The 22,219-nt window shown below is 60.4% G+C and carries 20 protein-coding genes; 10 read left to right on the top strand and 10 right to left on the bottom strand.

Annotated features, from left to right (window positions below):
• Positions 1-83: 83 nt before the first annotated feature.
• Positions 84-1,427 carry a CDP-diacylglycerol--serine O-phosphatidyltransferase gene (gene pssA / locus BHC62_RS22880; protein WP_029290564.1) on the bottom strand — a complete coding sequence of 448 codons (1,344 nt, stop codon included), beginning with the start codon at positions 1,425-1,427 and terminating at the stop codon, positions 84-86.
• A 124-nt stretch (positions 1,428-1,551) separates the two neighbouring features.
• Between pssA and BHC62_RS22885 the strand changes: the two genes are divergently transcribed.
• Both BHC62_RS22885 and BHC62_RS22890 read left to right on the top strand, forming a co-directional pair.
• Complete coding sequence (locus BHC62_RS22885; RefSeq protein WP_070996250.1) at positions 1,552-2,115, top strand: TetR/AcrR family transcriptional regulator; 564 nt, start codon at positions 1,552-1,554, stop codon at positions 2,113-2,115.
• 32 nt (positions 2,116-2,147) lie between these two features.
• Positions 2,148-2,627: a nuclear transport factor 2 family protein gene (locus BHC62_RS22890; RefSeq protein WP_070996251.1), complete on the top strand. Its 480-nt coding sequence runs from the start codon at positions 2,148-2,150 to the stop codon at positions 2,625-2,627.
• 30 nt (positions 2,628-2,657) lie between these two features.
• On the opposite strand, the gene BHC62_RS22895 is transcribed toward BHC62_RS22890, so the two are convergent.
• Together BHC62_RS22895 and BHC62_RS22900 are read right to left on the bottom strand one after the other, a co-directional pair.
• Positions 2,658-3,815, bottom strand: a complete 1,158-nt coding sequence (locus tag BHC62_RS22895) for a PQQ-dependent sugar dehydrogenase (RefSeq protein ID WP_070996252.1) — start codon at positions 3,813-3,815, stop codon at positions 2,658-2,660.
• A gap of 19 nt (positions 3,816-3,834) precedes the next feature.
• Positions 3,835-4,152 carry a hypothetical protein gene (locus BHC62_RS22900; protein WP_070996253.1) on the bottom strand — a complete coding sequence of 106 codons (318 nt, stop codon included), beginning with the start codon at positions 4,150-4,152 and terminating at the stop codon, positions 3,835-3,837.
• Positions 4,153-4,349: 197 nt separating this feature from the next.
• On the opposite strand from BHC62_RS22900, the gene BHC62_RS22905 reads away from it, so the two are divergent.
• On the top strand, positions 4,350-5,174 hold the full coding sequence (locus BHC62_RS22905; protein ID WP_029290551.1) for a Ku protein: 825 nt from the start codon (positions 4,350-4,352) through the stop codon (positions 5,172-5,174).
• A 24-nt stretch (positions 5,175-5,198) separates the two neighbouring features.
• The gene (gene ligD / locus BHC62_RS22910; RefSeq protein WP_070996254.1) at positions 5,199-7,616 is read left to right on the top strand and encodes a DNA ligase D; all 2,418 of its coding nucleotides are present in this window, start codon (positions 5,199-5,201) and stop codon (positions 7,614-7,616) included.
• A gap of 397 nt (positions 7,617-8,013) precedes the next feature.
• On the opposite strand, the gene lpxO is transcribed toward ligD, so the two are convergent.
• Entirely contained in the window at positions 8,014-8,913 is a 900-nt protein-coding gene (lpxO, locus tag BHC62_RS22915) for a lipid A hydroxylase LpxO (RefSeq protein ID WP_070996255.1), read from the bottom strand.
• A gap of 279 nt (positions 8,914-9,192) precedes the next feature.
• Entirely contained in the window at positions 9,193-10,536 is a 1,344-nt protein-coding gene (locus tag BHC62_RS22920) for a Wzz/FepE/Etk N-terminal domain-containing protein (RefSeq protein ID WP_070996256.1), read from the bottom strand.
• 400 nt (positions 10,537-10,936) lie between these two features.
• Here BHC62_RS22920 and BHC62_RS22925 point away from each other — a divergent pair, with 400 nt between their 5' ends.
• The gene (locus BHC62_RS22925; protein ID WP_070996257.1) at positions 10,937-11,347 is read left to right on the top strand and encodes a TIGR03067 domain-containing protein; all 411 of its coding nucleotides are present in this window, start codon (positions 10,937-10,939) and stop codon (positions 11,345-11,347) included.
• 127 nt (positions 11,348-11,474) lie between these two features.
• On the opposite strand, the gene BHC62_RS22930 is transcribed toward BHC62_RS22925, so the two are convergent.
• Positions 11,475-12,287, bottom strand: coding sequence for a bifunctional 2-polyprenyl-6-hydroxyphenol methylase/3-demethylubiquinol 3-O-methyltransferase UbiG (locus BHC62_RS22930; protein WP_070996258.1), 813 nt, complete (start codon positions 12,285-12,287; stop codon positions 11,475-11,477).
• A gap of 467 nt (positions 12,288-12,754) precedes the next feature.
• Between BHC62_RS22930 and BHC62_RS22935 the strand changes: the two genes are divergently transcribed.
• Entirely contained in the window at positions 12,755-14,341 is a 1,587-nt protein-coding gene (locus tag BHC62_RS22935) for an ABC-F family ATPase (protein WP_071610063.1), read from the top strand.
• A 161-nt stretch (positions 14,342-14,502) separates the two neighbouring features.
• Positions 14,503-15,675 (top strand): MFS transporter, encoded by a 1,173-nt coding sequence (locus BHC62_RS22940; RefSeq protein WP_029290538.1) that lies wholly within the window; start codon positions 14,503-14,505, stop codon positions 15,673-15,675.
• On the opposite strand, the gene BHC62_RS22945 is transcribed toward BHC62_RS22940, so the two are convergent.
• Entirely contained in the window at positions 15,669-16,706 is a 1,038-nt protein-coding gene (locus BHC62_RS22945; protein ID WP_029290537.1) for a dienelactone hydrolase, read from the bottom strand. The two genes, BHC62_RS22940 and BHC62_RS22945, sit on opposite strands and share 7 nt — an antisense overlap.
• 201 nt (positions 16,707-16,907) lie before the next feature.
• The gene (locus BHC62_RS22950) at positions 16,908-17,519 is read right to left on the bottom strand and encodes an FMN-dependent NADH-azoreductase (protein ID WP_070996259.1); all 612 of its coding nucleotides are present in this window, start codon (positions 17,517-17,519) and stop codon (positions 16,908-16,910) included.
• A gap of 126 nt (positions 17,520-17,645) precedes the next feature.
• Between BHC62_RS22950 and BHC62_RS22955 the strand changes: the two genes are divergently transcribed.
• A complete protein-coding gene (locus tag BHC62_RS22955; protein WP_029290534.1) occupies positions 17,646-18,554 on the top strand; it encodes a LysR substrate-binding domain-containing protein in 909 nt (302 codons plus the stop codon).
• Positions 18,555-18,565: 11 nt separating this feature from the next.
• Positions 18,566-18,913, top strand: coding sequence for an MmcQ/YjbR family DNA-binding protein (locus BHC62_RS22960; RefSeq protein ID WP_032866318.1), 348 nt, complete (start codon positions 18,566-18,568; stop codon positions 18,911-18,913).
• A gap of 90 nt (positions 18,914-19,003) precedes the next feature.
• On the opposite strand, the gene BHC62_RS22965 is transcribed toward BHC62_RS22960, so the two are convergent.
• Both BHC62_RS22965 and BHC62_RS22970 read right to left on the bottom strand, forming a co-directional pair.
• Positions 19,004-19,387, bottom strand: coding sequence for a DUF1294 domain-containing protein (locus BHC62_RS22965; protein ID WP_029290530.1), 384 nt, complete (start codon positions 19,385-19,387; stop codon positions 19,004-19,006).
• A complete protein-coding gene (locus tag BHC62_RS22970) occupies positions 19,387-20,217 on the bottom strand; it encodes an undecaprenyl-diphosphate phosphatase (protein WP_029290527.1) in 831 nt (276 codons plus the stop codon). Before BHC62_RS22970 ends, BHC62_RS22965 begins: the two co-directional genes overlap by 1 nt.
• Before the next feature lie 250 nt (positions 20,218-20,467).
• Between BHC62_RS22970 and BHC62_RS22975 the strand changes: the two genes are divergently transcribed.
• Positions 20,468-22,102, top strand: coding sequence for a methyl-accepting chemotaxis protein (locus BHC62_RS22975; RefSeq protein WP_029290525.1), 1,635 nt, complete (start codon positions 20,468-20,470; stop codon positions 22,100-22,102).
• Positions 22,103-22,219: the final 117 nt, after the last annotated feature.

The raw sequence follows: 22,219 nt of genomic DNA on the forward strand, positions 1-22,219 counted from the left end.
ACCTAGAGGGGTTATAGGAAGAGTCCGAATACACCAAAGACTGTGCTAAGTGTTTCAAGTGTGCCGAGAAAATGGCAGGTCAGTTACAGGATCCGATACAACAAGCGCTCGACCCGGACCCGGCTGACCCGGCGCAGGAACTTGCCGACGGCTTCGGGGTAATCCACCAGTGTTTCCAACTGCTGGTAGCCCTGGATCCGTGTGGCGTGCCGGAAAATTTCCTCAAGCTCGCTACGCCGTGGCGCCAGCCACTGGCCCTGGGGATCATCGATCAGCAAGGCGTTTTCCAGGTCCAGGCGGAAAGCCCTGGGGTTGAGGTTATTGCCGGTGAGCAAGGTATAGCGCTCGTCGATCCACATGCCCTTGAGGTGATAGGTGTTATCCCCATCGCGCCACAGGTGCAGGTTGAGCTGGCCGCTGTCGATCATGCGCTGATGACGCTTGGCAAAGCGGCGCAGGCTGATTTCGTAGAGATACGGCAGTGCGGCGATGATCCTGAACGGTTCGCTGGGCGGGATGTAGAAGTCGTTGGCGGTCTTGTCGCCGACAATGATGTCGATCTTCACCCCACGGGCCAACGCACGGTTGATTTCCCGGGTCACCGGCAGCGGCAGGTTGAAATACGGGGTGCAGATGGTCAATTGCTGCTGGGCACTGGCGATCAGCTCGCAGATCACCCGGCTCAGCGGGTTGTTCTTGCCCACCCCCAGCAACGGGCTGACCGACAACCCGCCAATGCCAGCCTGACCGGCCGTGGTGTCATAGGTCGCGTGCTTGAGCCGGCTGCGCAAGTCGCCAATGTCATTGCGCAGGCTGCGAGTGGTGGGCAGGTTGGGCAGGTCCAGGCGGTGGACCGCCTTGGAGGCGACCAGGCCGTGTTCCACCAGGTGCTGCATGGAGTCGGCCAGTGGCTTGTTATGGATCAGGTGATAACGGTCGAAGCGGTATTTGTCGAACTTGTGCAGGTACACATTGTTCAGGCTGGCGCCGCTGTACAGCACGCTATCGTCAATCACAAAGCCCTTAAGATGCAGCACGCCAAACAGCTCGCGGGTCTGTACCGGCACCCCATACACCGGCACTTGCGTCGAGTGTGACTGGGTCATCGCCTGGTACCAGGCGCTGTTGCCCGGCTGCTTGCCCGCGCCGATCAGCCCGCGTTGGGCGCGCAGCCAGTCGACCATCACCACGATATCCAGTTCAGGCCGTGCCGCCTTGGCGGCATGCAGCGCGTCAAACACCTCCTGGCCCGCTTCGTCCTGTTGCAGGTACAAGGCGACGATATAGATACGGTGTTGGGCCTGGGCAATTTTCTCCAGCAGGCAGCGGCGAAACTCGGCAGCGCCGGACAGCACCTCGATCGCATCGGTAGCCAGGGGGAAACCGCGCAACTTGGGCAACAGGGAACGTTTGAATAACGACGGCATAGGGCTCGCAATGATCGAATCCGAAGAGCCCGAGAGCTTACACCATGGGGGTGCCCAGGTCTGCCCACGAACCATGGAAAATAATTCATTGACCATGAAGAACGATCGTTCTACTGTTGGCGGCATGAACGATATTACCACTACTGAAACCCGCGACATTATTCTGGATGTCACCGAAAAGTTAATCTACCGGCACGGCATTGCGGCCACCGGCATGGAACGACTGGTGAAAACCGCCGGTGTCTCCAGGAAAAGCATCTACCGCTACTTCGCCAACAAGGATGAACTGGTAATCGCCGCCCTGCAGCGGCGCGACGAGCGTTGGCTGCAGTGGCTGCGCAGCGAGGTCGAACAAGCGCCAGACAGCGGTGCGCGCCTGCTTGGCGTGTTCAGCGCGCTCAAGGCCTGGTTCGCCTCTGCGGACTTTCGCGGCTGCGCCTTTATCAACACCAGCGGCGAGACCGGCAACCCGCAAGACCCGGTCCGTTTGTTGGCCAAGGCGCACAAACAGAAACTGTTCGAGTACCTGCTTGAATTGTGCAACGCCCATGGCACCCCGGCCCCGGAGCTACAGGCCGCGCAACTGCTGATCCTGGTCGATGGCGCCATCACCATGGCCCTGATAATGGGCGATGAAACTGCCGCTGATAATGCGCAATGCATGGCGCAATTGTTATTGGCACTTTGAATTAACGACTGACAATCCAAAGGAGTAATCAAATGACCGCCAATGCACAAGTGCGTCCGCCCTTGCCGCCCTTTACCGAACAATCGGCCATTGAAAAGATCCGTCTCGCCGAAGACGGCTGGAACTCCCGTGACCCGCAGCGCGTATCGCTGGCCTACACCCTGGACACGAAATGGCGTAACCGCGCCGAATTCGCCCATAACCGTGAGCAAGCCAAGGATTTCCTCACACGCAAATGGGCCAGGGAACTGGACTATCGCTTGATCAAGGAGTTGTGGGCCTTTACCGGTAACCGTATCGCCGTGCGTTATGCCTATGAATGGCACGACGATTCCGGCAACTGGTTCCGCTCCTATGGCAACGAGAACTGGGAGTTCGACCAGGACGGCCTGATGTCCAACCGGCATGCGTGCATCAATGACATGCCCATCAAGGAGAGCGAACGCAAGTTCCACTGGCCCCTGGGGCGACGCCCGGACGATCATCCGGGGCTGTCCGAGCTGGGGCTGTAGGAGCCGGCTTGCCGGCCCCTGCAGTGCCAGTCAATCTTGCTTCAACCCCACCTGGTACAACACGCCATCAGCCTCATCCGTGAGTACGTACAGGAAACCATCCGGGCCCTGGCGTACATCGCGGATGCGCGCCTTCAACTCACCCAGCAGGCGTTCTTCGTGGACCACCCTGTCGCCATCGAACTGCAGGCGGATCAGCTCCTGGCTGGCCAAGGCGCCTATAAACAGGTTGTGCTGCCAAGCCTTGAAACGGTCGGCATCGTAGAACGCCATGCCACTGATGGCCGGTGACTTTTCCCACACATGATGGGGGGCGACCGTGCCTTCGGCAGTCTTGCCCTTGGCTTCGGGAATCGGCAACAACGAATAGTTGATGCCATGGGTCGCCAGGGGCCAGCCGTAGTTCTTGCCACGCTCGATGATATTGATTTCATCACCGCCGCGCGGGCCGTGTTCGTTTTCCCAGAGGGTGCCGGTCCAGGGATTCAGCGCCGCGCCCTGGGGGTTGCGCTGGCCATAGGACCAGATCTCCGGCCTGGCCCCGGGTTGGCCGACAAACGGGTTGTCATCCGGTACGCGACCGTCCGGGTAGATCCGCACGACCTTGCCTTGTAGCTTGTCCAGGTCCTGGGCCGTAGGGCGATCATTGTTCTCGCCCAGGGTCACAAACAGGTAGCCATCGCGGTCAAACACCAGGCGCGAGCCAAAGTGATTGCCCGTCGAAAGCTTGGGTGCCTGACGCAGGATCACCTGGAAGTCCTTCAAGCTGCTCAGGTCATCGCTCAAACGGCCACGCCCGACCGCCGTACCGGCCGTGCCGCCCTGGCCGCCACCTTCGGCGTAGGACAGGTAGACCAACCGGTCCTCCTTGAAATCCGGTGACAGCACCACATCCAGCAAACCGCCCTGCCCCTTGGCCCACACTTGCGGCACGCCGCTGAGCGGCGCGGACAATTTGCCGTCACGGCTGACAAAGCGCAGCGCACCCGGCCGTTCGGTGACCAGGAAGCCTTGCTGGTCTGGCAAAAACGCCACTGCCCATGGGTGGTCCAGGCCTTTGACGATAGCCGTCGCGGTGACACTGCCTTGCTCACTGGGAAACTGCCGGGTATCGCCGGCAAGCGCCGGAAGCGCGGTGGCCAGGGCGCTGGCGCAACAGGTCGCTAAAAGGGTTGTGCGTAGAAACATACCGTGGGGTTCCTTTTATTCAGGGCCGACGATTGCCATTGGCATCTTGCGTCGGGGCTGAGGGCTGGGTGGCAGGACGTGCGGGAGCGGCATCACGCTGCGGATAACGATTGCCGATGCCGCCGTTTTCCAGGGTCGGCGGGCGAGGCACCGGCGCGGTATAGGTGCCACGCGTCGCCGGTGTATTGGGCTGGGTGCCCTGCATGCTGTTGGGGTTGGCCCGCTTGATCGGGCTGTTATACGGGTTGTTGTTGCCGGGCAGGTTCTGGGCCTGCACCCCGCCACTCAAGGCAAGGCCCAGGGCCAACACCACAAGGCTGCGCGTACGGCTGTTCATGACAAAGCCTCTCTGGGGCGAGGAATACCTGCATTCGATAGCACGCTACGCGCAGGGTTCGGGTTTGGTAACTAAATACTTTCCGGGCAGGTGTAACACGGCTTTTCCAACGCCGCGCTTCCAGCCAGCCGACCACCGAAACTTTTGCCAGCCGCTGCGGGTCACCTGAAGACCATTCCCCATCAGGAAGCACTCCTATGCCACGGGCAATCTGGAAAGGCGCAATCAGCTTCGGCTTGGTTCACATCCCCGTGTCGCTGGTGTCGGCCACGTCTGCCCAGGGCGTGGATTTCGACTGGCTGGACAAGCGCAGCATGGACCCGGTGGGCTACAAGCGCATCAACAAGACCACCGGCAAGGAGGTCACCAAAGACAATATCGTCAAGGGCGTGGCCTATGAGAAAGGCCGCTACGTGGTGCTCAGCGAAGATGAAATTCGCGCCGCCCACCCCAAGGCCACGCAAACCATAGAGATCATCGCGTTTATCGACAGCGACCAGATCCCCCTGCAGAACATCGACACGCCCTACTACCTGGCCCCCGACAAACGCGGCGGCAAGGTCTACGCCCTCCTGCGGGAAACCCTGCACAAGACCGCCAAGGTTGCCCTGGCCAACGTGGTGCTGCATACCAAGCAACACCTGGCCGCCCTGATGCCCCTGGAATCGGCGCTGGTGCTCGTGATGCTGCGCTGGCCCGCCGAAGTACGCGACCTCGACGAACTGGAGTTGGGCGAGGACGTGACCAAGCCAACCCTGGCCAAGGGCGAACGGGACATGGCCAGGCGCCTGGTAGAAGACATGAGTGCCGACTGGCAACCGGAGAACTACCGCGACAGTTTCCAGGACAAGATCATGGCCCTGGTCAAGAAGAAGGCCAAGGCCGGCAAGATTGAAACCGTTGAGGCACAAGACGGCGCAGACGAGCGCAAGTCGGCAGACGTGCTCGACCTCACGGAACTGCTCAAGCGCAGCCTGGCCGGTAAACCCGCTGCGCGCAAAAAAACCACCAAGGCCTCCTGAGCCGGCAGCCCAGAGGAACGTGCCATGGCCAAGCCACTGAGTGAATACCAACGCAAGCGCGACTTCGCGGTCACTTCGGAGCCATCATCGTCGAGCCCTGGCCGGCGCGCGCCGTCCGCATTGGCGTTTGTGGTGCAGAAACACGCTGCCCGCAACCTGCACTATGACTTTCGACTCGAACTTGATGGTGTCCTTAAAAGCTGGGCCGTACCCAAGGGGCCGAGCCTGGATCCCAGCCAAAAGCGCCTGGCGGTGCATGTGGAAGATCATCCGTTGAGCTACGCAGGCTTTGAAGGCAGTATCCCCGCCGGGCAGTACGGCGCAGGCGATGTGATTGTCTGGGACCGTGGCATCTGGCAACCCCATGAGGACCCGCACAAGGCCTACACCGCCGGCAAACTGAAGTTCACCTTGGTCGGCGAGAAGCTCGCTGGGGATTGGACCTTGGTGCGTACCCGGCTCAAGGGCAGCGGCGACAAGGAGCAATGGCTGCTGATCAAGGAGAATGATCAACAGGCACGTTCGATCAGCGATTACGACATTGTCCAGGCCCAGCCCAAGAGCGTTTTTGGCGGTGCGGCGCTAGGCCAGGCAAAAACCGCCCTGCCCGACCAACTGACGCCGCAACTGGCGACTCTGGCGGACCGTGCGCCGGCGGGCGACTGGCACTACGAAATCAAATTCGACGGCTACCGGATGTTGGCGCGGGTACGCGCAGGCCGCGTGCACCTGTTCACCCGCAACGGCCACGACTGGAGCGATCGCCTGCCCCGCCAGGTCAAGGCAATCGAGGCGCTGAAACTCAAGGACTGCTGGCTCGATGGCGAGGTGGTCAGCCTCGGTCACGATGGACTGCCGGATTTCCAGGGGTTGCAGCAGGCCTTTGACAGCGGTCACAGCCAGGACCTCGTCTACTACCTGTTCGACGCACCGTTTTTGCACGGCCATGACCAACGCGGCACAGCGCTGCAGGATCGGCGGGCAGCGCTCAAGGCGGTACTGGATGGCAACAAGAGCCCGTTGCTGCGCTTTTCCGAGGCTTTCGCGGCAGATCATCGCGATATCCTCCAAAGCGCCTGTAGCCTGGGGCTCGAAGGCGTGATCGGCAAGCGCGCCGGCAGCCCCTACAGCGGCGTGCGCAGCGCCGACTGGATAAAACTCAAATGCCGCCAGCGCCAGGAGTTCGTGATCGTCGGCTACACCCCGCCCCAGGGATCGCGCGGCGGCTTCGGGGCGTTGTTGCTGGCCGTCCATGCTGACAACGCCCTGCTGTATGCCGGGCGCGTGGGAACTGGCTTCGACCAGGCCACCCTGCAAGCGCTGTATAAAAAAATGCAGCCCCTTGCGCGGCAATCCTCACCGTTGGCCAACCCCTTGAGCGGTAGCCAGGCGCGCGGCGTGCGGTGGATAAGGCCGCAACTGGTGGCCGAAGTGCAATTTGCCGAGTGGACCCGCGAAGGCCTGGTGCGCCAGGCGGCCTTTGTGGGCCTGCGCAGCGATAAACCCCCGGAGCAGATCGTGCGCGAGCAAGTACTCCCCCAAAACCGTGCGTCGAAGATCAGCATTAGCCACCCCGAGAGAATCATTGATCCGGCCAGCGGCACACAAAAAGCGCAACTGGCGCAGTTCTACCAGAGCATCAGCAATTGGATCCTGCCCCACCTGCGGCACCGCCCCGTCGCGTTACTGCGGGCGCCCGAAGGGATCGAAGGCGAGCAGTTTTTCCAAAAACACAGCGAGCGCCTGGCCGTCCCCCATATCACTCAATTGGACCCGAACCTGGACCCCGGCCATGCGCGCCTGATGGAAATCCACACCGTGGCGGCACTGGTCGGCGCCGTACAGATGGGCACCATTGAGCTGCACACCTGGGGGGCAACGGTTGACAAGATCCAGACTCCGGACCTGTTTGTACTCGACCTGGACCCCGACCCGGCGTTGCCCTGGAAAAGCATGCTCGAAGCCGCACAACTGGTGCTGTCGGTGCTGGATGAGTTGGGCCTGGCCGCCTATATCAAGACCAGCGGAGGCAAAGGGCTACACCTGATCGTGCCATTGGCGCGCCGGGATGGCTGGGAGACAGTGAAAGCCTTCGCCAAGGCCATCGCGGTGTTCATGACCCAGCAATTGCCCGAGCGTTTTACTGCCACCAGCGGCCCCGGGAACCGCATCGGCAAGATCTTTATCGATTACCTGCGCAATGGTCGTGGCGCCAGCACCGTCGCCGCCTATTCGGTACGCGCCCGCCCGGGGTTGCCGGTTTCGGTGCCGATCAGTAGACAGGAACTCGCCAGCCTACGCAGCGCCCAGCAGTGGAACGTGGCTAATCTAGAGGAACGCTTGCATGGCCTGAAAGCCGATCCCTGGGCGGGTTATGCCAACCGCCAGCGAATCGGCAAGAAGATGTGGCAGAAACTCGGCGCGCAGCCGCCCTCGCCCTAAGCAAGCCTACAGACACCTGTGGCGAGGGGGCTTGTCCCCCGTTGGGCTGCGAAGCGGCCCTAAAACCGGCCACCTCGGTGTGCCTGGCACAACGTGGTGAGGCTATTGGGGCGGCTTCGCCACCCAGCGCGGGGCAAGCCCGCTCGCCACACAAAACCTGCGATCCACAGTAAGTTCCAAGCTGCCGCAACGCCCACTGTGGCGAGGGGGCTACACCCTCGTTGGGCTGCGAAGCGGCCCTAAAACCGGCCACCTCGGTGTGCCTGGCACAACGTAGTGAGGCTCTTGGGGCGGCTTCGCCACCCAGCGCGGGGCAAGCCCGCTCGCCACAGAAAGCCAGCGGCTGATAGTCGGTTTCAGGCGGCTGGGAGGTCTGTTTGACGCGAGGGGATGACGATCAGATCAGTATGAAAATCGCCGCCAGGCCGGCAAAGATCGCCCACTTTTCCAGGTAGTAACGGGTGCGGTTGCGCTTTTTCAGCTCCTTGCCCCGCAGGCGGATCTTGTACAGGCGGGTAAACGCGCGGTTCAACCCACCAGTCTTGTCCCCGGCATCGTTGGGCGAGCCGGCGGCGGCCATGACGTTGCGGCTGAACCAACGATTGAACGCCGCCGCCCAGCGATATTTCATCGGGCGCTCTATGTCACAGAACAAAATGATGCGGTTCTGCGCCGTGGTGTTTTCGGCGTAGTGGATGTAAGTCTCATCGAACATCACCGCCTCGCCGTCACGCCAGTAGTAGTTCTCACCGTCCACATTGATGTAGCAGCCTGGATCGTTGGGTGTATCCAGACCCAGGTGATAGCGGTAGGAGCCGGCATAAGGATCACGATGGCGCACCAACTTCGAACCAGGTGGCAGTTCGGCAAACATCGCGGCCTTGATCGAACCGATGCTTTGCACCAGTTCGGTGGTGCGCGGGCACAGCTTCATGGCCGAAGGATGACTGTCGCCGTACCACTTGAGGTAGAAGCGCTTCCAGCCCGACTTGAAAAACGAGTTGAAACCCACGTCGTTGTATTGGTCCGAGCGCTTGATCTCGCCAGCGCGCATGAGGTTCTGGCCTTCCTCGCGAATCTCCTGCCAATGTTCCTGGAGTGGGCTCAGGTCAGGGAAGTCGCTGGGCGAAAGGTACGGGCGGCCAGGCAGCCTGGAGAACAGGTAGAGGAAACAATTGATCGGCGCAAGGAAGGTCGAGTGGTCGCTTAATTGACGGCCCAGCTTATGTCGAACCCTGCCACGCAGGTGGACATACGCGATGGAGACAACGTAGAGAACAACAATGATGAGTTTCACGGGAATTCGTCACATGTCAGAAGAGTACAGGCTGCTCCTTCAGGCCGGGCCCGAGAGGAAAAATGCAGCACCTGAAATCACAATTCATTAACAGGCCCTGGAGTGTCTTGGAGACAGTTCGGATAGTGGCCAATGGCAGTTATTTTAGCCCTAGATTGTAACCAAAGGTTAACTAAGAATTGTGAAAAGGTGTCTTCCAACTGTATAGCCGCGCCACCTCGAAAACACGATGGCGGGTGTGCCGGGCTGCGATGCAGCCCGGGAAAGGTGCGCGCTGACTCAGCCCAGCGGCTGGTCATCCTTGCGTTCGCGCCGGGTAAAACGGTCGTCGTCCAAGGGCGAGTAGGCCACTGGCTTGCCACGTGTGAGGACCAGATGGCGGACCAGCGCGATGAGCATCCCCAACAGCAAGCCAACCACCAGGCTCAACGCAATCACCAGGACTTTCTTCGGTTTGATCGGGCTCAGCGGCTCTTGGGCACGCCGGTCAATTGTCACCAGTTTCAAGGCGCTCATGTCGATATTCAGGCCACGCAGACGCGCCACTTCAGCACGCAACGGTTCGACATCCTGCAAGAAAATGTCTTCATTGCCCCGCCGCTTCATGACCTCGACCTGGCGATTGACCTCCAGCAACTGCAACTCCTTGCCAATTTCCGCGACGCGGCTGTTGGTGAAGTCATCGTTGGTTCGCTGTTGCAGGGCCGTACGCTCGGCTTCCAGGGCATCGGTGCCAAGGAAGTACAGGGGGATCTGCTGGTTGTTGACCTCGGTGCGCATCACTTGGCTGGAGCCGCTGCGCCCGGCGTCGGCCATCGACGACGGAGTGGTCGGATTCTTGATGCCCATGGACTTGGCAATCGAGATGGCTTCACTCAACTCTGCCAGGCGGTTGGAGCGCTGCATTTTCATCTGCAGGCGCAGGGCACTGAGTTCATCTTCCAACTGTGCGCGCTTGAGCTTGTCGCCTTCGAGCAGCTTGGCGATTTTCGATTCTTTGTCGGTTTCGTAATTGGAGCGCGCCGCATCAATCTTGCCTTTGAGCTCGGTGAGGCGGTTGTTGACGATCACCTTGAGATCGGCGCCCACCTGCTCACGCTCGGCGGCGATGGCGTAGTCGACAAAGCCATTGAGAATCGCGACGCCATCGATATCGGTGGGGTATTGCAGCTCAAGGCGGATATAGCTGCTCAACGAGTCCGCTTTCTTCGGGTCGGGCAGAATCAGGTTGATCGAGTTGCGGTTGAACGCCTCGAAACTCTGCTCCAGGCTGCGCCCCGGTTTCTGGAACGCTTCGAACAAGGCCGGGTTGGCCTTGAAGAAGTTCAGCCGCGCATCGTACGAGTCCAGTTGCGCGCCGACTTTGGCCAGGGCATCCGCCGGCGGCAACTTGTAGACCTCCGAGCGATTGAGTGCATCCAGCTCATTGATCGCTGCCGGGCGCAACACACTGCTGACCTGATACTCACGGGGAGCCAGCAGCGCGTAACCCACTCCAATCAGGCCCGCAAAAAGAGTACAGCCGATTACCAGTTTCTTCTGCCGCCAAATCGAGTGAAACAGCTCAAATAAATCAATTTCATCAGACGCCACGGGGGCTTGAACCTGGGGAGTTCTATTCAAAATGGGGACACCCTTCAAAAAGTGGACGCTGGCTGTCCACTACACGATAGATCTGAATAACCAACTGAAAAAGCAGGGACAACGCCCTGGATATGGCTAATACGACATAAGGCAACGCTTATCCGACCTTTGAGCTACGGAAAAAATCCCTACAGCATTGAGATTGTTTTCCTTCAGAAACAGTAATGTCATATAGACATTGCTCAGCGTAGACGACATATCGAGAAACACCGCTCTCACGGTATGTCAAAATAGTTTTAAATATCTGCTGGTAAAGGAAAAAACCCGACCAAAGCACAACTTTGGGAAATTTCCTGCAAACCTTTTAATGAAACTTGATAGGAAACATTTCTTGATGTAGGCAGAGCTTCATTTATGCCTGGTCAAAAAGGAGTTGTGCATGTCATCACCCTCAGCCCACGCGATCCCATGCCCGAGCGAACTGGACAGGCAAGCCCTGCAAGGCACTTGGGAGCAAATCGCCCTGGAAGACAGCGGCATCGCCAACCCGCCGGATGAACACAGTGCGCCTGGCGCGCTGACTACGATTGAGGGGGATCAGTTCCGGGTCACGACCCAGGAGGGCGAGGTATTACTGCAAGGGTGTTTTACCCTGGATGCCAGCACCACACCCAAGAGCATCACTTGGATCGACGCCATCGGGGCTGACGCAGGAAAACGCCTACCCGCCAGCTACACCCTGGATGGCGAGCGCTTCGTTTTTATCGCCGCGGATGAGGGCATGCCCCGGCCAACCCGCTTCAGTACCACACCGGGGCAGACAATGCGCACGTTCATGCGCAAGTCTTGAGCAGATGAGAGGCATTCGTTTTTACGACAGTTTTTTCACAAACCCTTCACGTTTGACGCGCTAGGTTAAACCCAACTCCTCAGATGAACCCCTTGGCCCGCCGCCCCAGCGGGCCTTTTTTTTGCCTTCAGGCAGAGCGTTTGACGGCGGTCAGTGTGTAGCACATCGGCAATTGCGCCGACTGGTTCTCATAGCGGTCGTAGAGTTCTTCACGGTTGGAGTGCGGGTACTCCTGCAAGTGGCTGATCTGTAGTCCTGCGGCAATGGCCGCGCTGACAACCTCCCCAAAGGTGTGTACGAACCAGTACGACGCAGCGGTTGCGTCGTCGCTCGTGCCTTCATAGACAATCGCCTCGTGCTGTACAAAAGGTTCGCGGCGAAAGTATGAGGTGACCGGCAACATCGGGTTGGCCGCTTCCGGATCGAACACCTCCAGGAACGGATGGGTCTCGTAGATCACCAACGTTCCCCCCTCCTTGAGGGTGCTGGCGACATGCCACATGAACAGCGCGATATCCGGCATCCAATTGAGCACGCCGATGGTGATCAGGGCCACGTCAAAACGACCCAGCAGATGCTCGGGCAGATGATGAATATCGGTTTCGATAAACTCAGGGTCGTGAGGTGAACGACTGGCCAGCTCCGCCGCCTGCGCAAGAAACGCGTCGGATTGGTCGACCCCCACCACGCGATTGGCACCAAGGCCATACAGCGAAAGGCTCTCACGGCCGTTATTGCAGCCCAGTTGCACGGCATCCCGGCCCGAGATTCCGACCTGCTGCAACAAGGCGGTCAGCGTGGGATCCAGGCAGTTGAAACCGCGCTCGGCCACGGCGGCGAGCAGCTTTTGCCAGGGGGCGCCAGCTTTATGGTGCGCGGCGGATTCGTTCCAGGCGGCCTTATTGCTGGCGATAGCCTGTTGAGCAGACAGCGTGTCCATTGCGTCTCCAAACCATTGAGCGTGCGCAACAGGATGGCAATGAGCGCCGTCAAAAATAAAGAAGGGGTTCGCCCCGCACCGATAGCCTCGCCATCCTTGAACCGGTAAAGAGCCATCACTGCAGGGCGAACGGAGGGAACTTAATCCACGGCCATTGGATGTTCAACTGTTATCAATTACAGAACCGACAATGGATACAACTTCGATACAAATCGATGTTTTTTGTGGAGTTTTTACTCAAAGCAGGCAATCCCGGCACTTCTCGGCGCCTCACACGCCGTACTGTCATATAACTCGCGCCTGACATATGCGACAATGCGCGCCAAATTCCAACATGCACCCCATATTTCTGCTCGGCGACTGGGCTTCACGCCTTCATGTCGCTGTTGACGCATGCCCGTTGGCCCGGGCTCCGAATGGGTCCCGGCCCAAATAAGCGCACTCCAAGCTATTGATAGGTAAAGTAATTGATCTCCACAGCTAACATCACCATGCAGTTCGGCGCCAAGCCGCTGTTTGAGAACGTCTCGGTCAAGTTCGGCGCCGGCAACCGTTATGGTTTGATCGGTGCCAACGGTTGCGGCAAGTCGACCTTCATGAAAATCCTCGGTGGCGACCTCGATCCGTCCGGCGGCCAGGTGATGCTGGAGCCGAACGTGCGCCTGGGTAAGTTGCGCCAGGATCAGTTCGCCTACGAAGAATTCAACGTGATCGACACCGTGATCATGGGTCACGAAGAGCTGTGGAAGGTCAAGGCCGAGCGCGATCGCATCTACTCGCTGCCGGAAATGAGCGAAGAAGACGGCATGGCCGTGGCCGAGCTGGAAACCGAGTTCGCTGAAATGGACGGCTACACCGCCGAATCCCGCGCCGGTGAATTGCTGCTGGGCCTGGGTATCGGCATCGAGCAGCACTTCGGCCCGATGAGCGAAGTGTCCCCAGGCTGGAAGCTGCGCGTATTGCTGGCTCAGGCGCTGTTCTCGGATCCGGAAGTGTTGCTGCTCGACGAGCCAACCAACCACCTGGACATCAACACCATTCGCTGGCTGGAAAACATCCTGACCCAGCGTAACAGCCTGATGATCATCATCTCTCACGACCGTCACTTCCTGAACAGCGTGTGCACCCACATGGCTGACCTGGACTACGGCGAGCTGCGCCTGTTCCCGGGCAACTACGATGAATACATGACCGTGGCGACCCAGTCCCGCGAGCAGTTGCTGTCGGACAACGCCAAGAAGAAGGCGCAGATCTCCGAACTGCAATCGTTCGTCAGCCGCTTCTCGGCCAACGCCTCGAAAGCCAAGCAGGCTACATCCCGTGCCAAGGCGATCGACAAGATCCAACTGGCCGAGGTCAAGCCTTCGAGCCGTGTGAGCCCGTTCATCCGCTTCGAACAGACCAAGAAGCTGCACCGCCAGGCGGTCATCGTCGAGCGTATGGCCAAGGGCTTCGACGGCAAGACCCTGTTCAAGGATTTCAGCTTCCAGGTTGAAGCGGGCGAGCGCGTGGCAATCATCGGCCCGAACGGTATCGGCAAGACCACCCTGCTGCGCACCCTGGTCAACGAACTGACCCCGGATGCCGGCAGCGTGAAATGGACCGACGCGGCTGAGCTGGGCTACTACGCCCAGGACCACGCCCATGACTTCGAAGACGACGTCACGCTGTTCGACTGGATGGGCCAGTGGGCCCAGGGCGAACAAGTGATCCGCGGCACCCTCGGCCGCATGCTGTTCTCCAACGACGAGATCCTCAAGTCGGTCAAGGTCATCTCCGGTGGTGAGCAAGGTCGCATGCTGTTCGGCAAGCTGATCCTGCAAAAGCCCAACGTCCTGGTCATGGACGAACCGACCAACCACTTGGACATGGAATCCATCGAAGCGCTGAACCTGGCGCTGGAGAACTATCCGGGCACGCTGATCTTCGTCAGCCACGACCGTGAGTTCGTATCGTCCCTGGCCACCCGCATCATCGAGTTGAGCCCAAGCGGCGTGATCGATTTCAGCGGCACCTATGACGACTACCTGCGTAGCCAGGGCGTGGTGTTCTAAGCCCAGCAACACAGCAAAAAGTGGCGAGCGGGCTTGCCCCGCTCGCCACAACCACAGCCATACTCATCACCACCAGGCGCCGGCGACAATCGTTAGCCTGCTTCCTTTTTCTCCAAGCCCTTGCCATGATGCGTTCACCGCCCTGCCGCGAATGAGCCTCCATGCCTACCGCTCCCAGTTCCCTGTCGATCACCCTGCAGATCGTCTCCATCGTGTTCTATACCTTTATTGCGTTCATCTGCATCGGCCTGCCGATTGCGGTGATTCCCGGCTACGTCCACGAACAACTGGGCTTCAGCGCGGTGGTTGCTGGCGTGACCATCGGCTCGCAATACCTGGCCACCCTCCTCAGCCGTCCCATGGCCGGGCGCATGTCGGACAACGTCGGCACCAAGCGCGCGATCGTGCTCGGTTTGAGCGGCATCCTGCTTAGCGGGGTGTTGACGTTTATCGCTACCCTGCTGCAGAGCCTGCCCAACTTGAGCCTGGGAATTCTGATTGTCGGTCGCGTGTTGCTGGGCGTGGCTCAAGGCCTGATCGGCGTCGGTACCATCAGTTGGTGCATGGGCCAGGTGGGCGCCGAACACACCGCACGCTCGATCTCCTGGAACGGCATCGCCTCCTACGGTGCCATCGCCATTGGCGCACCACTGGGCGTGGTGATGGTTGCGCAATACGGCTACAACAGCCTGGGTATCGCGCTGGCGGTGCTGGCCGGGCTTGGCCTGGTGCTGATCCGCAAAAAGCCCTCGGTACCCGTGGTACGCGGCGAACGCCTGCCGTTCTGGGCAGTGTTCGGGCGCATCGCGCCGTTTGGCGCCAGCCTGTGCCTGGCCTCCATCGGCTACGGCACCCTGACCACCTTCATTACCCTGTTCTATCTGAGCCGCGGCTGGATCGGCGCCGCCTGGTGCCTGACGGTATTCGGCATCTGCTTTATCCTCTCGCGCCTGCTGTTTATCTCCAGCATCACCCGCTTTGGCGGATTCCGTGCGGCAATTGCCTGTATGACCCTGGAAACCGTCGGCCTGGCCCTGCTGTGGCTCGCGCCCTCTCCCGCCATTGCCCTGATCGGCGCCGGCCTCACTGGTTTTGGCCTGTCCCTGGTGTACCCGGCATTGGGCGTCGAGGCCATCAAACAAGTGCCCAACAGCAGCCGAGGGGCCGGGTTGAGTGCCTATGCAGTGTTTTTTGACTTGGCGCTGGCGATTGCCGGGCCTTTGATGGGCGCAGTGGCGTTGAACCTGGGGTATTCGTGGATATTCTTCTGTGCAGCGCTACTGTCCGTCACAGGCCTGGGCCTGACCTTGCTGCTGATGCGCCGGGCCTACTGATCGGCGGTCTGCATGCCGGCCCGCGAATGCTGGCCGAGGGTGCGCCCGAAAAAGCGCCCGGCCTCGGAAATCAGGTCACGGTGAATGCCCTCCCGGTCCACGCCATCGGCGTCCGTACACAGCGCCGGCATCAGCGCCAGTTGCTCGTCATCGCACGGGGCCATGAAGATAAAGTGCCCAGCCCCGGCCAACAGTTTGAAGTCCGGTGGCTGCGGCAGTTTGCGCGCCAGGGCGGCTGCGTTTTTATCCACGGCCACTAGCTTGTCGCCATCGCCGCTATACAGCAGCACCGGCACATGCACGTCACCCAGGGTGTGCCGGCCAAACATCAGGCTCAGCGGCGCCATCAGCATCAATGCGTGGATCCGCGAGTCCGCCTGGGGTTGCAGGTCATCGCGGTCGACCACCAACTCACCCTTTGTCGTACAGGCATCACGGTCTTCGGGGCGTTCCTGGCAATAACGGCGCAAACGCTCGAAATCCGGCTTGGCCCCGGCCAGGATCAGCGCCGTCTCGCCGCCCGCCGAATAGCCGATTACGCCCACTTGTCGCACATTAACGAACGGCGACAGCATCGGGTCGCCAAGGGTCGCGGTAATCGCTGCAGAAATCTGAATCGGCCGGCCATACAGGTTGCTCAAGGTGCCCAAGCGGCTGTGGTCCTTGTAGTTATCACCGGGATGCAGCACCGCCACCACCACAAACCCTTTGCGCGCCAGCGACGTTGCCAGGTCGTGCAAGGCCAGGGGTGTGCCGGTGTTGCCATGGGACAGCATCAGCAGCGGGAAGCGACCAATGGCGACCTTGGCATCTTCGGTGGCGGCGACGCGATACGCGCCCACCTGGCTGATATGTTCGCGGCCCGTGGACGGATAGAACGCGATAGCTTTCATCGGCTGCGCATCCAGCGGGTCGGGAAAGCTCATCCGGTGATAGCCCACGCTCCAATGGGGGTGCGGGGCCACCGCGGCCTGCACTGAAACGAGGCCGCCGAGCAGGGAAACCAGCAAGACTGCACAAAGACGCATCATGGGGATGTCCACCTGTGCTGTGTGACGCCTGCGAGTCGGTTCAGGCTCGGGCGGTTTGACCCTGTACTGCATAAGCTGCGCCAGATTCGCCCGCCCAAAACAAAAAACTCCGTATCCCGCTGGTTTTCAGGCCAACAGAATACAGAGTTTAGGCGCCTCGAATCAGATTGATAGCGAGCCGCGGTGAAATTTACACAGGCCTTACGCAGCGACGAACAACTGCTCGCTGATCAGTGCATTGGCGTCGTTCAGCGCCTTGCTGCGCGCTTCGTCACCGTAGGCCAGGCCATGGGCACGGACGAACTCGATGTCGGTGATGCCGAAGAAGCCCAACAGTACTTTCAAGTAGTCCTCGTGCCCCACGCCGGTAGGCTGACCCACATGCAAACCACCGGCGGTAGAAACCACGATGACTTTCTTGTTGCCGCACAGGCCTTCCGGGCCGGCTTCGGTGTAGCGGAAAGTCTGGCCGGCGACGGCAATGCGGTCGATCCAGGCCTTGAGCTGGGTGGGGATGGTGAAGTTATACATCGGCGCGGCGATGACCACCGCGTCGGCGGCCAGGAACTCGGCCAGGGTCGAGGCGCTCAGGTCGGCTTCGTGCTTTTGCACCGCATCACGCAGTTCGGCGGCAGTGCCCAGGGCGCCCAGGGTAATCCCGGAAAAGTGGTTGATGCCTTCACTGGCGAGGTCGCGGTAGGTGACTTCCACACCCGGCTCGGCCGCTTGCCAGGCCTTGACCACTTCGCGGCTCAACTGACGGGATGCCGAGTTGTCACCAAGGATGCTGGAATCAATATGCAAGAGTTTCATGTGGGATCTCCAAGTGAGGACCGCCACTGGGCGATCTGATGGAGAGAATCCTACAGATCAATCCAATAGCCGATTAGCCGGTTAAAATGCGATAGTTCGTCCCACTGACAGGACAATAGGCCCAACATGCAAGACCTCAATGACCTCTACTATTTCGCCAAGGTGGTGGAAGCCGGTGGCTTCGCGGCGGCTGGCCGGCTGCTGGGGATCCCCAAGTCGCGGCTGTCGCGGCGCATTGCCGAACTCGAAGAACGCCTCGGCGCCCGCTTGTTGCAGCGCACCACCCGGCAACTGACCCTGACGGCCGTGGGTGAGCGCTACCTGGGGCATTGCCAGGCGATGTTGCTGGAAGCCGAAATGGCCGACGAAGCCGTGGCCAACATGTCCAGCGAGCCCCGGGGGCGCCTGCGGGTCAGTTGCCCGGTGGGCCTGGCCCACGAAATTCTGCCGACCGTGGTGGCGCAATTTCTCGCGGCACACCCATTGGTGCAGTTGGAAATGATGTTGATCAATCGCCGCGTCGACCTGGTGGCCGAAGGCGTAGACGTGGCCTTGCGCGTGCGTGAACTGGGGGATGAAGACCCACTGCTGGTGACCCGCCGTCTGCGCCAGGCACAAACCGCCATGGTTGCCAGCCCCGAGTTTGTGCGTGGCCACCAGATCAACACCCCGGCCGACCTCAAGCACCTGCCGGTATTGGGCGCCCTGGAAGCCGATCGCCTGGTGCACCTGCGCATGCTCGACCCGGCCGGCAACGCCACCGACCTGGCCATGGAGGCACGCCTGGGCATCGATGATTTTCTGGTACGCAAAGCCAGCGCCCTAGCCGGCCTGGGTTTCACCGTGCTGCCGATGATGTATTGCGAGCAAGAACTGGAAACCGGCCAACTGGTGCAATTGCTGCCCGAATGGTCATTGCCCGGAGGTTGGCTGCAAGCGGTGTACCCGCATCGACGCGGTGTATCCCCAGCGGTGCGCGCCTGGATCGACTTTCTGGCCCATGCTTTCAACAATTGTGGAGATCGCCTGCTATGAGTACCCGCATCATGAGCGAAAACGACGTCGCCCAGTTCTGCCTGGGCTTGCCCGGAGCACGGGAGGATTACAAATGGGGCGGTGTGCGGGTGTTTTCGATTGCCGGCAACAAGATGTTTGCCCTGCAGAACCTGCGGGGTGATTCCCTGGCATTCAAGGTCGACAAGGAGCTGTTCCTCGGCCACGTGGACCGCCCGGGCATCCACCCGGCGCCGTACCTGGCGCGGGCGCAGTGGATCATCATGCAAGTGCCCTACCCCCTGGGCGGCGAGGAACTGCGCGGCTTGTTGCAGCGCTCCCACCAGTTGGTGGTGAGCAAACTGCCCAAGCGCACGCAGATCGGGCTCAGGCTGGTGTAGGAGCTGGCTTGCCTGCGATGGCGGCACCTCGGTGTATCAGGCATACCGAGGCGATGCCATCGCAGGCAAGCCAGCTCCCAGGTTGGCTATCTAGAAGACTGACAGCAGCGTGCCGCCAAGAAACAGCTGGTCGATCCAGAACACCTGGTGCAACAACACGATCAGCCAGAACACCACCTGGTACGACACCTTGCGTGTCTTGTGGCGAAACACCTGCTGCGCGACCAAGGCGCCCGGCCAGCCACCGGCCAGTTCCATGGCATGCAGGATCTTTTCCGGGGTACGCCAACTGTCGTTCTGGGCCTTGCGCTTGTCGCTCCAGTACAAGCAAAACGTCACCACGCTGACCAGCCCGTAGGCCGCCAGCGGGATCAGCGACACCCCGCGGTACGCCAGCAGTGTCGCGCCAAACAGCGGCACGGCACACAGCAGCACAAACACCAGGGCCTTCAAGCGCAGATGCTGAATGCTCATCACGCCTTGGCCGCCGCCCAGTCAATCCAACCGAACTGCCAGGTGGCCAGGATCAGCAAACCGAATGCAATGCGGTACCAGGCAAACACTGCATAACTGTGGCTGGCGATGAACTTGAGCAGGCCGCGCACCGCAATCATCGCGAAGATGAACGAGACCACAAAACCGACGGCAAACACCGGCAGGTCCGCAGGCTGGAACAGGTCACGGTACTTGTAGCCCGAATACACCGCCGCACCGACCATGGTTGGCATCGCCAGGAAGAACGAAAACTCGGTCGCCGTCTTGCGCGACAGGCCGAACAGCAGGCCACCGATAATGGTCGAGCCGGAACGCGAGGTGCCCGGGATCATTGCCAGGCACTGGGCAAAGCCCACTTTCAGGGCATCTTTCCAAGTGATGTCATCGACGGTTTCGGCATGGATCGCATGCTCGCGGCGCTCGGCCCACAACATGATCACCCCGCCGATCACCAGCGCGGTGGCCACAGTGATCGGGTTGAACAGGTATTCGTGGATCAGGTCGGCAAATATCACCCCCAACACCACCGCCGGCAGGAAAGCGATCAGCAGGTTGATCGTGAAGCGCTGGGCGTTGCGCTGGGTCGGCAGGCCGGTGACCACGTCGAGGATCTTGCGCCGGAACTCCCAGACTACGGCCAGGATGGCGCCCAATTGAATGATGATGTTGAACGCCATGGCGCGCTCGCCACCGAAGTCGAGCAAATCGGCGACGATGATCTGGTGCCCGGTACTGGAGATCGGCAAGAACTCCGTCAGCCCTTCGACAATGCCAAGTATCAATGCCTGAAAGGCGGTCCAAAGATCCATTATTCCCCCAAAAGGTCATGCGACTGCATGCCTCGTTGATATTTTCTAGGTGTTCACTAACGATGAGCACGCTGCAAGGCCGCGCGCAGGATCAAGGCTGAACTGCAAAAATTCTGTGAAAAATCAGGCAGGACTCAGGTTTTTTGATTCCGGGCCGAAAGCCTATCAGACAAGCCCGAATTTCGCTTCGCGTTATCACTGGCCGATCAACGCAGCACCGAAAATTATAAGAACGCGGAGTGACAAGACTATGAACAGTTTGCGCAATATGTCGATCAGCCGGCGCCTCTGGATGATCCTGATAGTCGCCGTGTTGATGCTGTTGACCTTGGGTTTGCTGATGCTCAAGCAGATCCATGACGATCTCTACCAGGCCAAGAGCCAGCAGACCCAGCATGTGGTGCAGACCGCCAGCGGGATTCTGAATTTTTATCACGGCCTCGAAACCACCGGCGTGCTGACCCGCGAAGCCGCGCAGAAGCAAGCCCTGAGCGTGGTGCGCGGCCTGCGCTATGACCAGGATGACTATTTCTGGATCAATGACCTGACGCCGGTGATGATCATGCACCCGGCCAATCCCAAGCTTGACGGCCAGAACCTCTCGGCCATCCGCGACCCGGACGGCTTTGCGATCTTCAATGAGTTTGTCACCCTGGCCAAGGCCAAGGGCGCCGGCATGGTCGATTACCGCTGGCCCAAACCCGGGGCGGATGCGCCGGTGGCCAAGACCTCCTATATCCAGTTGTTCGAACCGTGGGGCTGGATCATTGGCTCCGGCGTCTACGTGGATGATGTGCAGGCGCAGTTCCGTGGCCAGGTGTGGCAGGCGTCCCTCGTCGGCCTGGGCATTGCACTGATCATGACCCTGCTGGTGGTGCTCATCGCCCGCAGCATCGTGCGCCCGCTGCAGGAAGCGGTACACGCCATGGCCAATATCGCCAGCGGCGAAAGCGACCTGACCCGCAGCCTCGACACCCATGGCCAGGACGAAGTCACGCAGCTGTCCCGGCACTTCAATACATTCACCGCCAAACTGCGCCAGGTGGTCAGCCAGTTGCAGGTCTGCGCCAATGCCCTGGGCCAGTCGTCCGCCGAGCTGGGCAACAATGCCAGCCAGGCCCATGACCGCAGCCAGCAGCAGTCCCAGCAAATGGAGTTAGTGGCCACCGCCATCAATGAAGTGACCTACGGCGTGCAGGACGTGGCCAAGAATGCCGAACACGCCGCCAGTGAAATGCGCGACGCACAAACCCAGGCCGAACAGGGCCAGGTGAACATCGATGGCAGCCTGCAGCAGATCGATGCGCTGTCCGGGACTATCAGCCAGGCGGTGGAAGTGATCCGTACCCTGTCCTCGGAAAGCACGCAGATTGGCGGGGTGCTGGAGGTCATCCGTTCGATTGCCGACCAGACCAACCTGCTGGCCCTCAATGCTGCCATCGAGGCAGCCCGCGCCGGCGAACAGGGCCGTGGCTTTGCCGTGGTGGCCGACGAAGTGCGCCTGCTGGCCCAGCGCACGCAAAAATCCACCGCCGAGATCCAGAGCATGATCGAACGCCTGCAGGGGCATTCCGAAGCGGCGGTAAAGGTCATCAGCGACAGCCACCAGGCCTCACAACTGACCATCGAACAAGCCGGCCAGGCGGGCGCCAGCCTCACCGCCATCGGCCAGGCCCTGCGCAACCTCAACGGCCTGAACGCCTCGATTGCCAGCGCAACCCTGCAACAGGCCCACGTAGTGGAAGACATCAACCAGAACGTGACGCAGGCGGCCGGCCTGTCCCACAGCACGGCACTGGCGGCCCAGCAATCGAGCGTAGCCAGCGTGCACCTGAAGGATTTGAGCGAAGAACTCAACGGCTTGTTGCGTCAGTTCAAGGTCTAGACAGCGGGACTGTGGGGTTACTGTGGTGCGGCAAGGCCCCCGTTGGACTGCGCAGCGGCCCTAAAACCAGGCACCTCGGTGTGCCTGCCGGAATCTGGTGAGGCTGTTGGGGCGGCT

The organism is Pseudomonas sp. 06C 126 (assembly GCF_001855215.1).
GTDB lineage: Bacteria > Pseudomonadota > Gammaproteobacteria > Pseudomonadales > Pseudomonadaceae > Aquipseudomonas > Aquipseudomonas proteolytica.